Source organism: Solibacillus ferritrahens, assembly GCF_037027585.1.
In the GTDB taxonomy this organism is placed as follows: Bacteria; Bacillota; Bacilli; order Bacillales_A; family Planococcaceae; genus Solibacillus; species Solibacillus ferritrahens.
This window is the reverse complement of sequence record NZ_JAXCLE010000005.1, coordinates 198,938-211,429: the sequence shown is the minus strand read 5'-3', so window position 1 is coordinate 211,429 and position 12,492 is coordinate 198,938. Positions and strand designations below refer to the sequence as shown.

The 12,492-nt window shown below is 37.9% G+C and carries 12 protein-coding genes; 3 read left to right on the top strand and 9 right to left on the bottom strand.

Annotated elements, in window-relative coordinates; translation table 11 throughout:
• Window positions 1-331 precede the first annotated feature (331 nt).
• Window positions 332-1,225 carry a nucleotidyltransferase-like protein gene (locus SNE38_RS07310; protein WP_191704689.1) on the bottom strand — a complete coding sequence of 298 codons (894 nt, stop codon included), beginning with the start codon at window positions 1,223-1,225 and terminating at the stop codon, window positions 332-334.
• A 268-nt stretch (window positions 1,226-1,493) separates the two neighbouring features.
• Here SNE38_RS07310 and SNE38_RS07305 point away from each other — a divergent pair, with 268 nt between their 5' ends.
• The gene (locus SNE38_RS07305) at window positions 1,494-1,835 is read left to right on the top strand and encodes a YgzB family protein (RefSeq protein ID WP_191704690.1); all 342 of its coding nucleotides are present in this window, start codon (window positions 1,494-1,496) and stop codon (window positions 1,833-1,835) included.
• 91 nt (window positions 1,836-1,926) lie between these two features.
• Here the strand turns inward: SNE38_RS07305 and perR are convergent, their stop codons facing one another.
• The 3 genes from perR to bcp all read right to left on the bottom strand — a co-directional run bounded on the left by perR (window position 1,927) and on the right by bcp (window position 3,989).
• Entirely contained in the window at window positions 1,927-2,373 is a 447-nt protein-coding gene (gene perR, locus SNE38_RS07300; protein WP_191701028.1) for a peroxide-responsive transcriptional repressor PerR, read from the bottom strand.
• Between the two features lie 177 nt (window positions 2,374-2,550).
• On the bottom strand, window positions 2,551-3,498 hold the full coding sequence (locus SNE38_RS07295) for a D-2-hydroxyacid dehydrogenase (protein ID WP_336046197.1): 948 nt from the start codon (window positions 3,496-3,498) through the stop codon (window positions 2,551-2,553).
• Between the two features lie 23 nt (window positions 3,499-3,521).
• Complete coding sequence (gene bcp / locus SNE38_RS07290; protein WP_336046196.1) at window positions 3,522-3,989, bottom strand: thioredoxin-dependent thiol peroxidase; 468 nt, start codon at window positions 3,987-3,989, stop codon at window positions 3,522-3,524.
• A gap of 133 nt (window positions 3,990-4,122) precedes the next feature.
• Between bcp and SNE38_RS07285 the strand changes: the two genes are divergently transcribed.
• On the top strand, window positions 4,123-5,409 hold the full coding sequence (locus tag SNE38_RS07285) for a glutamate-1-semialdehyde 2,1-aminomutase (protein ID WP_191704693.1): 1,287 nt from the start codon (window positions 4,123-4,125) through the stop codon (window positions 5,407-5,409).
• Window positions 5,410-5,585: 176 nt separating this feature from the next.
• The gene (locus SNE38_RS07280) at window positions 5,586-6,680 is read left to right on the top strand and encodes an aromatic acid exporter family protein (RefSeq protein ID WP_191704694.1); all 1,095 of its coding nucleotides are present in this window, start codon (window positions 5,586-5,588) and stop codon (window positions 6,678-6,680) included.
• A 99-nt stretch (window positions 6,681-6,779) separates the two neighbouring features.
• Here SNE38_RS07280 and SNE38_RS07275 read toward each other — a convergent pair whose 3' ends face one another.
• The 5 genes from SNE38_RS07275 to SNE38_RS07255 form a co-directional block, all read right to left on the bottom strand.
• Window positions 6,780-7,673 carry an ABC transporter permease gene (locus SNE38_RS07275; RefSeq protein ID WP_191704695.1) on the bottom strand — a complete coding sequence of 298 codons (894 nt, stop codon included), beginning with the start codon at window positions 7,671-7,673 and terminating at the stop codon, window positions 6,780-6,782.
• A gap of 16 nt (window positions 7,674-7,689) precedes the next feature.
• Window positions 7,690-8,694, bottom strand: coding sequence for an ABC transporter permease (locus SNE38_RS07270; protein ID WP_191704696.1), 1,005 nt, complete (start codon window positions 8,692-8,694; stop codon window positions 7,690-7,692).
• Window positions 8,695-8,780: 86 nt separating this feature from the next.
• Window positions 8,781-10,427, bottom strand: coding sequence for an ABC transporter substrate-binding protein (locus SNE38_RS07265; protein ID WP_191704697.1), 1,647 nt, complete (start codon window positions 10,425-10,427; stop codon window positions 8,781-8,783).
• 38 nt (window positions 10,428-10,465) lie between these two features.
• Window positions 10,466-11,443 (bottom strand): ABC transporter ATP-binding protein, encoded by a 978-nt coding sequence (locus tag SNE38_RS07260; protein WP_191704698.1) that lies wholly within the window; start codon window positions 11,441-11,443, stop codon window positions 10,466-10,468.
• Window positions 11,418-12,437, bottom strand: coding sequence for an ABC transporter ATP-binding protein (locus SNE38_RS07255; RefSeq protein WP_191704699.1), 1,020 nt, complete (start codon window positions 12,435-12,437; stop codon window positions 11,418-11,420). The genes SNE38_RS07260 and SNE38_RS07255 overlap by 26 nt, the downstream gene beginning before the upstream one ends.
• Between the last annotated feature and the right edge of the window lie 55 nt (window positions 12,438-12,492).

The window sequence follows — 12,492 nt, the reverse complement described above, 5'->3', positions numbered from 1 at the left end:
TGAAAGCTCATTTGCTTTGCTAGCGATTTAACTTAATTAAAAGTTAAAATCTATTGTTTGCTTCATTTAAGAAGCTTGTTTCATTAACGTTGCTTGTTCAGTTTTCAAGGTTCATTTTGTTTCTATGTCGTTTTAGCGACTTCTCTAATTTAACATTTTTTCTTTTCTCTGTCAACAACTTTTTAAAAAGAGTTGTTTGAGCATTTCAAGAGTTATTTTGTTTTTCGAGTACGTCTTAGCGACATTTAATATATTACAATACTATTTATACTTACGTCAACACTTTTTTAAAAAAAGTTTCAGAGCGTTATTTAACGCTCTGATTAATATACTATAAACCGTACTCACTTTCAATAAAGTGGCGGTCTACATAATAGTTGCGATGGAATATCGCTTCGTTTTTAGCAACTACGGGTTCTACTTGAACTAACTCTTTCTCGATTAAATATTCAACAAAAACTTCTAAATCTATTGAGTAGTAACTCAATTCAGGGTGATTATGTAATTCCTGTATTGTCCAATATGGTTGAGCAAGCATTGTTTCTAAAATGTGCTGCGCCCCATCAGTAGTTCTTGAATTAATTAAAAACTCCCCCGCCAAAAATAATAGCTCTAGACGCTTTTCTAAACTTTCATTACTCATAATCAATTCTTCATATAATTTATAAATTGCCGGATCATTTCGTTTTACATGAGCCCATACAGTGACTTCTGGATAATGGCCACTATCAATAATTGATAATCTACCTAAATGATGTAATGAAGCAACTACATGATTATAAGCATCTAAATAGTGACCATCCTCAAACAACTCTTTTCCTTCTTGATAACGGCGGATTAACTTAGCGAACTGTATTCCTGTTTTTAACTTACGTCCGACAAATGGGAACTCTTGTAGTTCAGAACGCAACTTAAATAGAAATTCATTTCGATCGAACATAATTTTACCGTGGAATAGCCAATCAACTAAACGCTTATTTGAACCAATAAAGATCCATTTACGCAAACGCTCTTCCGTTAAAATATGCATCACCATTTTCGCATCACCATACATATAGTGTTTTGAATAAATAGGTGTGTCACTATCTTTTACAATAATTAAAAGAACCGAGTCAAATGTATCGGTCATATTCGCAGCGCCTTCACGCTTATTAATTAAAATAACTCCTAACGTCTCTGGCTGACTTGCGCGTTCCTGATAAATTGGTCTTAAAATATGTTCCATTGTTATCCCCCTATAAAATTTTGCTACTATTATATTTGTTTCTAAGCTATTGTAATCGCTATAAGTCAAATTAACTAGTATTATCTCATTAAACATTTAACCAAAAAGAAATACGTTATTTATTATAACTATAATAATAGAAATGTTTCGACAATAAGTTTGGAAATACCTTTAAAATTATATAATCGGTAATCACCAAATTCTTTCAAATCTACTAATCTAAATCCAATTTATGTTATAGTATATTTTAGATTAGGAGGCAATCGTAATGAAAAAGTATAATAGTAAAATTAACAAAATCCGATCATTTGCGTTATCCCTTATTTTCATCGGCTTTGTTATTATGTATGGTGCGATCTTTTTTAAAGACAATCAAATTCTTGTATTAATCTTCATGACTATTGGACTTCTGTGCATTATCGGTAGTACCGCTGTTTATGGGTGGATTGGGCTTTTATCAACTAAAGCAGTACAAGTCGTTTGTCCGGAATGCGGAAAATGGACCAAAGTATTAGGTCGTGTAGATATTTGCATGTATTGCAATGAACCACTTACATTAGATCCTTCATTAGAAGGAAAAGAATTTAATCAGGAATACAACAAAAAATAAAGTATAGATAAGCTGCATTAGAACTCATTTCGGGTTCATGCAGTTTTTTTCATACAAAAAACCTAGCAACAATCGTTACTAGGTTAAACTTTTATTGAACTTTTTTTCCACCGACTGCAACACACTCTGGGCAAGTACCGTATACTTCCAAACGGTGCGAATTAACTTCAAAGCCTGTAACTTGAGAAGCGAACTGCTCCACTTCATTTAATCCAGGATAATGAAAATCTACAATTTTGCCGCAACATTCACAAATCATATGATAGTGATCGCCCGTTACAAAATCAAAACGACTTGCTGCGTCTCCATAAGTAAGCTCTTTAACTAAGCCCACTTCACGAAATACTCGTAAATTATTATATACTGTTGCGACACTCATATTAGGGAACTTGCCGCAAAGTGCTTTGTATATATCATCCGCTGTTGGGTGAATCATACTTTGAATTAAATATTCCAAAATCGCATGACGCTGAGGAGTAATTCGTACACCAGTAGTCTTTAACGTGTCCAGCGCATCCTTTAAATGCATTTCAGACATCGTCATACACCCCTTTTCATACATATTATTAATTTATAATCGTTATAAATAGTGTATCGAATTTATCCTCACGTTGTCAACAATTGCTTGTTCTAATAGAAGTAAAAGTCATTAAATATAGTTGCTAATTGAAAATTCATCCAATCAAACCTTAACTTTACTAATAAATTTTCTCAGTTAGTAGCCTCTAAGAATATCCATCTTATTTTCTAGGTCCCGCTCACCATTTAGCCATTTCTTCAAACTCGGTTTAAAAATATCTAAACTGCGTTCTACATAACGAGATGAATGACTTGAAAAATGGGGAGAAAGAGTTACATTATCTAAATCCCATAAAAGACTATCTGATGGTAAAGGCTCCAATTCATATACATCCAATACCGCATGCTCAATTAACTTATCTTGCAGTACTTTAATGAGAGTATCTGTGTCCACTACATCTCCGCGCCCAAAATTCATAAAGATTGCAGAGTTTTTCATTTTCTCAAAATGCTCACGAGTTAGCAGATGCTTCGTTTCCTTCGTGGATGGGAGTATTGAAATCACAATGTCAGCCTTTGGTAGATGTTGCTTCAAGTCATCTAGCTTATATGTTTCATCCATATACGGCGCTTCATTACCTGAACGGTTGCAGCCAATTGTATGAACATCAAACGCCTGTAATATACGTCCGATTTCTCCCCCAATTGCACCTGGTCCGATAATAAGTGCTGTGCTTCCGTTTAACTCAGTAGGTCGGGCCTTTTTATTCCATTCCTTCTTTTGTTGCTGCTCATAAATAAATGGCAATACACGTTTTAAAGCTAAAATATGCGCCAGAATCGATTCAGTCATCGGCTTTTTATGTATCCCGCGTACATTTGATACGATAATATTACGTTTTGCGATTGCTTCTGCAGGCATTTTTTCTATTCCCGCTGAAGCAACGAAGATCCACTGTAATTTGTCTGCATACTGCAAATGTTGTTCTTTTAAATCTTCCCCGTATGTCACTAATATTTCTGCCTGTGCAAGTTTCTCAACATCCAGTTTTGTATCAAATAAAAAATCTACTTGTGGAAACTCCGACAAAAGCGGCTGCTTTAAATCTTCACGTGGTTCAAATGTAAAATAAATCGTTCCCATTATAATTCCCCTTTGTGCACTCATTAATTTGTGCGATTTTTTAAATAGTTTAACACATCTTCAATATGATTTTTCACACGTACTTTTCGCCATTCTTTTTCAACTATTCCATTTTCATTAATTAAAAATGTCGTACGCTCGATGCCCATATATTCTTTCCCGAAATTTTTCTTCAATGTCCAGACACCATATTTCTCCGCCACTTTATGGTCCTCATCCACTAATAACGAAAATGGTAACCCATGCTTTTCAATAAATTTTGTATGTTTCGCTGAATCATCTAAGCTCACACCTAAAATAACTGCATTTAAATCCGAAAAATCTTCATACTTATCGCGGAAGTCACAAGCTTGCGTTGTACATCCAGGTGTTAAATCTTTAGGGTAAAAATAAAGAATTACGTTCTTCCCTTTATAATTATCTAGTGCGACCATTTCCCCCTCCTCGTTTTGTAGAGTAAATGCTGGTGCTTGTAAATTTTCTAATGTCATAACTTTCCCTCCAAATTTTTCTTTTATGATACAAAACAATGCCCGTTGCTTCAATTTCTTTGGCGTTCCCTTTCATAACATACTACAATAGATAGGAAATCATTTCATGTAACCTATTTTGGAGGAATTAATTATGAATCATACAAAGTCAGAACAACTTCATGCAGAAGCACTCGAACATATCGTTGGCGGGGTAAATAGTCCATCCCGATCATATAAAGCAGTAGGCGGCGGCGCACCTGTTGTCATGGTCCGCGGTAAAGGAGCATACTTTTGGGATGTGGACGGTAATCGTTACATCGACTATTTAGCAGCTTACGGTCCAATTGTTACAGGTCATGGACACCCTCATATTGCAAAGGCAATTGCACATGCCGCTGAAACTGGTGTTTTATTCGGTACACCGACAGAGCATGAAATTAAGTTTGCAAAAATGTTAAAAGAAGCAATTCCTACATTAGATAAAGTACGGTTTAATAACTCTGGTACAGAAGCAGTTATGACATGTGTACGTGTCGCTCGTGCCTTCACCGGTCGTACGAAAATTATTAAATTCGCTGGATGCTATCACGGCCACTTCGACCAAGTACTTGTTGCTGCAGGTTCAGGTCCGGCAACATTAGGTTCACCTGACTCTGCCGGTGTTCCTCATGCTGTTGCAACGGAAGTTATCACAGTACCTTTTAACAACAAAGAGGAATTTACATTAGCTATGGAAAAATGGGGTAATGATGTGGCAGGGATTTTAATCGAGCCAATCGTTGGGAACTTTGGAATCGTAGAACCTCATAAAGGGTTTTTAGAACATGTACATGCCTTAGCAAAAGAGTATGGTGCACTAACAATCCACGATGAAGTCATCACTGCATTCCGTTTCCACTACGGTGCCGCACATACAATGCTTGGCTTAACACCAGATTTAGTTGCAATGGGGAAAGTAATTGGGGGCGGTCTGCCAATCGGTGCATATGGTGGTCGTAAAGATGTAATGGAAACAGTTGCACCACTTGGTCCCGCATATCAGGCAGGAACAATGGCCGGTAACCCTGCAAGTATGCAAGCAGGAATTGCTTGTCTTGAAGTGCTACAGCAACCTGGGATTTATGAAGAGATGGATCGCTTAGGTGCATTGCTGGAAGAAGGTATTTTAGCTGCAGCGAAAAAGCATAATGTAACGATTACTTTAAATCGCCTTAAAGGTGCATTCGCCATTTACTTCACAGATGTAAAAGTGGAAAACTATGAGCAAGCAGAAAATACAGATGGAGAAATGTTCGGTCGCTTCTTTAAATTAATGTTGTCTCAAGGCATTAACCTAGCCCCTTCAAAATATGAAGCATGGTTCTTAACAACAGAGCATACCGTAGCAGATATAGAAGAAACATTGAGAGCTGTAGATTACGCATTCTCTCAATTATAGGAACAAAAGCGAAAAGGCTCCCTCCAAGTTATTAGAGGATCCGACGCACAAAACATTACTTGAAAGTTTCCCTTAATGCGATATTCTATAATACAAGACAAACATGAAAGCCACTATAACTTCATTGTTTATAGTGGCTTCTATATCATAACTCCGTGAGAAAGGAGGAAATGCAAATGAAACTAGGTGCACGTGTATTAAAAACTGGCGTTGCAATCGTCTTTGCCCTATTTTTAGCTCAAATATTAAATGTTCCCTCACCTGTATTTGCTGCAATCGCTGCTGTTTTTGCTATTCAGCCTTCTATTTACCGGTCTTATCTTACTATTTTAGAACAAATACAAGGAAATTTTATTGGGGCTACTGTTGCTGTACTATTCGGTTTACTATTCGGGCATCATATTGTTGCAGTCGGTATTGCTGCCATTATCGTACTCGGTCTTATGATGAAACTTAAGCTCGAAAAATCCATTTCCCTTGCACTTGTAACGGTTATCGCTATTATGGAAGTACCTGGCGATGACTTTATAATGTTTGGCTTAATTCGCTTTGGGACAATTATGCTCGGTGTTTTTGCTGCATTTGTTGTAAATTTAGTGTTTTTGCCCCCTAAGTATGAAGTAAAGCTCTTTAAAAAAATCAACTCCATACAAGACGATATCATTCGCTGGACTCGTTTAGCTGTACGCCAAGCAAGTGAACATACATCTACTAAAATGGCCGTCAATAAATTGGAATCCCGTCTAAATGAATTGGACACAATGTATGACTTTTTTAAAGAAGAACGCGGTTACTCCAAAAACCAAAAGTATGTAAAAGCACGCAAGCTTGTCATTTATCGTCAAATGCTATTAACTTCGAAAAAAAGCTATGAATTACTTGTCCGATTGCATAAGCATGAAAACGAACTGGGTAAGTTGCCGACTAAATTTCAAAATATTATTCAGGAGCGGTTGGACTTTTTATTAACCTATCACGAACAACTATTATTGAAATATACAGGTAAACTAAGACCCGAACATTCAAAGTGGACACGGCATGAGGAATATTTACAAGGTAGTGAGCTTATGGAACAATTCATCAAACAAATCGCACTTGCCCAGGAAGAGGCTTCTGAAGACGAACAGTTTTCAAGCTACCATTTACTTTATATTTTATCCCGAATTTTAGATTACGAGGAAAACTTAGAGCATCTGGATACATTAATTGTTTCCTATCGCAGCTACCATAGCGAAGAAAAGAATCTTAATTTAGAATCAGACTTTTACTAGAAATATGATTTTATGACCTTCCTTTAGTAAGCTCTTTTAAATTTCTACTCTCTGAACAACCTAAAAAGAGAAGATGTGCTTTTTGCACACCTTCTCTTTTTAATTTTTCATTTTTGGGTCGAGTGCATCCCTTAGCCCATCTCCCATTAAGTTAAATCCTATTACCGTCAACATAATTGCCAGCCCCGGGAATATCAATGCCCACGGTGCATTTAATAAAAACATCCGCGCATCCGCCAACATTTTCCCCCACTCCGGCTGAGGCGCCTCCGCTCCAAGCCCTAAAAAGCCAAGTGCTGCAGCTTCAATAATCGCCGTTGCAATCGCCAATGTTCCTTGGACAATTACAGGTGTCATAGAATTAGGTAAGATATGTTTCCATAATATCCTCGTATTCCTCATCCCAATTGCTTTTGCAGCATGAATATATTCCTCTTCCTTAATACTAAGCACCCGTGAACGAATGAGTCGACCAAAGTTCGGTATATTTATAACCGCAATTGCAATTAAAGCATTTTGCAATGAAGGTCCTAAAATTGATACAATCGCAATCGCCAATAAAATACTTGGGAATGCGAGCAGGATATCAAATATCCGCGAAATAATGGTATCAATCCAGCGACCATAATAACCCGCAATAATACCTAAAAAGCTACCAGCTACTGCGGAAATTAATACTGCAGTCAAACCAACTGTTAAAGAGATTCGAGCACCATGTAAAATTCGCGAAAAAATGTCACGACCTAAATCATCTGTCCCAAACCAAAATTCAGCGGATGGAGGCTGCAAGCGCATACTTAAATTTTGCTCATTAATTCCTTGGGGTGCGATAAAGGGACCAAAGACCGCAATAAGGACAAAAAATATTACAATTGCACTGCCCACTAAGGCTGATTTACTTTTTTTGAAACTCGTCCATGCTTCTTGCCATGGCCCTTTTACTTTTTCTTCAACTTCAATTTGTCGAACTTGATTTCGTATGATTTCAGACATGCTATGCGCCTCCCCCCTAGTTGTATTTAATGCGTGAATCGATTACTGTATATAAAATATCAACGATCAAATTAATCATAACGAATAAAAAGGCAACAATTAAAATGCCAGACTGAATGACAGGATAATCTCGGAACCCTATCGCTTCATATATATAGCGTCCAATACCAGGCCAACTAAAAATAGTTTCAGTTAATATGGCACCACCCAAAAGCATCCCCGTTTGCAAACCTACTACTGTTAACACAGGAATTAAGGCATTTTTTAATGCGTGTTTATAAACAACAACAAACATTTTTTGCCCCTTTGCTCGAGCTGTACGAACGAAATCCGAACGCATTACTTCCAGCATTGACGCTCTTGTCATACGGGCTATAATTGCTGTAGGTATTGTAGCTAGTGCAATGCCCGGCAAGATTAAATGCTTGATTACATCAACAAACTGATCAAATCTACCATGCAATAATGTATCAATTAAATAAAAATGCGTAATTGCAGTGACTGGATCTCGTACCTCCTCACGACCCGAAGTTGGCAACCATCCAAGTTGAATACTAAAAGCCCATTGTTCCATTAATCCTAACCAGAATATTGGCATGGATACTCCTATTAAAGCAATAATCATCGCCATGTAATCGAACCAGGAATTTTGAAACCATGCGGAAATAATTCCAGCATTTACTCCGATAATAACAGCAATAATCATTGCGAAAAGTGCAAGTTCAAATGTAGCAGCCAAATACGGCCAAATTTCAGAGGCAATCGGTTGTCTTGTTCTTAATGAGTCACCTAAATTACCTGTAAATATTCCTTTTAAATAATCAAAATATTGAACATACCATGGATTATCGAGCCCTAGCTTCAGGCGAAGTGCTGCTATAGCATCCGCGGTAGCTTGTTGGCCTAAAATTACTTGGGCTGGATCCCCTGGAATGGCACGAATAATTAAAAATACTAAAAAGGTCATTCCCAGCAATACTGGTATTAAATGCAGTAGACGTTTGCCAATGTAGTGAAGCATGCTCTTCACCCCTTTTATGAATGTATGTTTTTGCTAGTAGAAAAAAGGAGAGGCGTATTACCTCCCCCTTTTACTTAATTTTTCTTTTATTTCATTGAAACGTTCGTTAATTTATCAGAACCTGTTGGATGCGGTTTGAAATCTTGTACCCCTGCTTTAGCTGCAAGTAATGGTGTAGAGTGAGCAAGTGGAACCCATGGCGCATCTTCATGGATAATTTCTTGCGCTTTTTTGTATAGATCATTACGTACATTTTCATCAGTTTCTGATTGTGCTTTAATTAATAACTCATGTACTTCATCATTAGAATAGTACGCATAGTTATTTGAACCGATATTGTCTTTGTCTAATAATGTGTAAATGAAGTTATCTGCATCTCCGTTATCGCCAGTCCATCCAAGCATGAACGCATCTGCTTCTCCATTTTTTGCTTTTTCTAAATATGTCGCCCATTCAAATGTTACAATTTTTGATGGAATTCCAACATCTTCTAAATTCTTCTGAATAACTTCCGCTACTTTAGCACCGTCTGGCATATACGGACGTGGTACAGGCATAGCCCATAGTTCAATTTCTTTTCCATCATAGCCAGCTTCTGCTAATAATGCCTTCGCTTTTTCTGGATCATACGGATACGGAGAAATTGCATCGTTATAGCCACTAATTGATGATGGCATTGGGTTTGCCGCCACTTCCGCACGACCTTCAAAGAATGCATCTACAATTGCTTGTTTATCAATTGCATAGTTAACCGCTTGTCGTACTAATTTATTATCAAATGGTGCACGAGTATTCGTTAAGCCTAAATAGCCAATATTCATTGAAGGACGTTCAATAAGCTGTAATTCAGAGTTACCTTCCACTGTCTTCCCATCAGAAGGATTAATACCATCCGCTAAATCAATACTACCTGCCATTAATTCATTTAAACGAGCAGAGTTGTCAGGAATAGAACGGAAAATTACTTTGTCTAATTTCGGTAAACCTTCTTGCCAGTACTCTGCAAACTTCTCAATTGTAATTGAATCATTACGTTTCCAATCCACAAATTTAAATGGACCTGTTCCTACTGGTTGGTCACCAAAGCTATCACCCGCTGCTTCAAATGCAGTTGGTGAAGCAATACCGAACGGGCTCATTGCCAAGTTTTTAAGGAATGGTGCCTGTGGACGGGAAAGAGTGAATACAACAGTATGATCTCCTTCTGCTGTCACATCTTTAATAATATCTTCGCCTTCTGCTTTAAACATTGAGTTGAAGTAGTAGAAATCCTCTTCTTTTCCACCCTTCCAACGATTAACATTCTTAATGACTGCTTCAGCATTAAAATCTGTTCCGTCATGGAATGTAACGCCTTCCTGAAGCTGGAACGTGTATGTTAGGCCATCTTCACTAACTTCCCATTCTTTTGCTAAACCGGGATTGATTGTTGTATCCTGCTCTCCGAAATTCAATAATGTTTCAAAAAGGTTTTGGGTAACTTTAAACGATTCACCATCCGTTACTGTCCCTGGATCAAGTGAAACTGAGTCTGCCCCACGACCAAATACTAAAACTTGAGGTGTTGAAGAACTTGAATTGTCTGTCGTATCACTTTCTGTATTTGTTGCACTTGAGTCTGTACTTGGATCCGCTGTCGATGTATCTCCATCATCAGCACCACAAGCAGCCAAAAATAGCGCCATCATTAGAAGCATAACTAGACTTAGTGAATACACTTTACCTTTCTTCAATACAAAAACCCCCTAAATTCTTTTCTTTTAATCTATTATCATTGCGGCGCTTCATATAAATGACACGCAACAGAATGACCCGATTTGACTTGCTGGAGCATAGGAATAACTTGCTTACATTTTTCCATAGCATGTGGACATCGCGTATGAAAAGTGCACCCTGTTGGTGGATTAGATGGGCTCGGAATATCACCCTTTAGCAATAGTTGCTCTCTTTCAAACACTGGATCCGGTACTGGTACAGCCGATAATAGCGCTTGTGTATACGGATGCAATGGCTCATGATATAAAAGTTCGCTTTCCGCAATTTCGACGAGCCTTCCTAAATACATCACACCTACTCTGTCGCTAATATGTCGAACAACACCTAAATCATGTGCAATAAATATATAAGTGAGCTTTAAATCATCCTGTAGTCTTTGCATTAAATTCAATACTTGCGCTTGAATAGATACATCTAATGCCGATACTGGCTCATCAGCAATAATTAGCTTCGGATTAGTCATAAGCGCTCTTGCGATTCCAATACGCTGCCGTTGCCCTCCACTAAACTGATGAGGATAACGCTTCGCATGGTATGAGCTCAGTCCTACTATTTCCAAGTATTCTCGAACCTTGTTTTTTCTTTCCTTTGCATTGCCGATGCCATGGACAATTAAAGGTTCTTCCAAAATTTTTTCTACCGTATGCCTCGGATTTAACGATGCGTACGGGTCTTGAAATACCATTTGTATATCTCTTCGAACTTTTCGCATTTGCTCGTTGTTTAAATCCGTAAGCTCAATGCCGTCAAATAACACTTTTCCTTCGGTCGGTTCATGTAATCGCATAATTGCGCGGCCAGTAGTAGATTTACCACATCCTGATTCCCCCACAATACCAAGTGTTTCCCCTTCATAAAGCTCGAATGACACATCGTCGACTGCCTTTACATCTCCAACATGTCGGGCAAACATCCCTTGACGAATCGGAAAATACTTCTTTAAATGATCAACTTTCAGCAGCACTTTCGACATGTGAAATCCCCCCTTCTTCCATATCCAATAAGAAACATCGTGCTCTATGTGCCCCTGATGCATCGTATAATGGGGGATTACTAGTTAAGCACCTTTCAAATGCATATTCACAACGTGCTGCAAAACGGCACCCTTCTAAAATAGATCCGGGCTTTGGTACATTACCGGGAATAGAATAAAGCGTGTCCTTTTTATAGCGCATATCGGGTACAGATTGAATGAGACCTTTCGTGTATGGATGCTGGGGGTTTTTAAATATTTCATTAACCGGTGCTTCCTCCACAATCTGCCCAGCATACATTACAATGACGCGCTCACACGTTTCAGCAACGACTCCTAAATCATGTGTAATTAATAAAACCGCAGTATTCAGTCGTTCATTTAAATCACGCATTAATTTTAAAATTTGGGCTTGTATCGTTACATCCAGTGCAGTTGTGGGTTCGTCCGCAATGAGCACTTTGGGATTACATACAAGAGCCATTGCAATCATAACGCGCTGCCTCATCCCGCCGGATAACTGATGCGGGTAATCATTAATCAATTGTTCAGCTCTTGGTAATCCTACTAGTTTCATAATTTCTATTGCACGCGCAGTAGATTCCTTTTTCGACCATTTCGGATGATGGATGCGTACTGCTTCAATTAACTGATTTCCAATTGTAAATAATGGATTAAGCGAAGTCATCGGCTCCTGGAAAATCATTGCGATTTCATTGCCACGGATTTTCCTCATTTGCTTATCAGAGAATTTCGAGATATCCTTTCCATTCAATAAAATACTGCCATTAGTTATTTTCCCTGGAGGACTCGGTACAAGGCCCATTATAGAAAGAGATGTTACACTTTTCCCACAGCCAGACTCTCCTACGATGGCAAGAATTTCTCCCTCATGAATTGAAAAGCTTATTCGATCAACAGCAGCAACCTTACCACTGTCTGAAAAAAATGTAGTTTCTAACTCTCTCACTTCCAACACAGCTTTTCGACTCACCCAACCACCTCTATTTTCTGAAGATTATAAGTATTTTAAAATATGATATTATATC

What these genes read in the sequence shown, in the direction of transcription:
- SNE38_RS07270 (WP_191704696.1), bottom strand. Translation starts at nt 8,694, where the DNA reads ATGCTTCACTACATTGGCAAACGTCTACTGCATTTAATACCAGTATTG.
- SNE38_RS07305 (WP_191704690.1), top strand. Translation starts at nt 1,494, where the DNA reads ATGAAAAAGTATAATAGTAAAATTAACAAAATCCGATCATTTGCGTTA.
- perR (WP_191701028.1), bottom strand. Translation starts at nt 2,373, where the DNA reads ATGTCTGAAATGCATTTAAAGGATGCGCTGGACACGTTAAAGACTACT.
- SNE38_RS07275 (WP_191704695.1), bottom strand. Translation starts at nt 7,673, where the DNA reads ATGTCTGAAATCATACGAAATCAAGTTCGACAAATTGAAGTTGAAGAA.
- bcp (WP_336046196.1), bottom strand. Translation starts at nt 3,989, where the DNA reads ATGACATTAGAAAATTTACAAGCACCAGCATTTACTCTACAAAACGAG.
- SNE38_RS07260 (WP_191704698.1), bottom strand. Translation starts at nt 11,443, where the DNA reads ATGTCGAAAGTGCTGCTGAAAGTTGATCATTTAAAGAAGTATTTTCCG.
- SNE38_RS07280 (WP_191704694.1), top strand. Translation starts at nt 5,586, where the DNA reads ATGAAACTAGGTGCACGTGTATTAAAAACTGGCGTTGCAATCGTCTTT.
- SNE38_RS07285 (WP_191704693.1), top strand. Translation starts at nt 4,123, where the DNA reads ATGAATCATACAAAGTCAGAACAACTTCATGCAGAAGCACTCGAACAT.
- SNE38_RS07310 (WP_191704689.1), bottom strand. Translation starts at nt 1,225, where the DNA reads ATGGAACATATTTTAAGACCAATTTATCAGGAACGCGCAAGTCAGCCA.
- SNE38_RS07295 (WP_336046197.1), bottom strand. Translation starts at nt 3,498, where the DNA reads ATGGGAACGATTTATTTTACATTTGAACCACGTGAAGATTTAAAGCAG.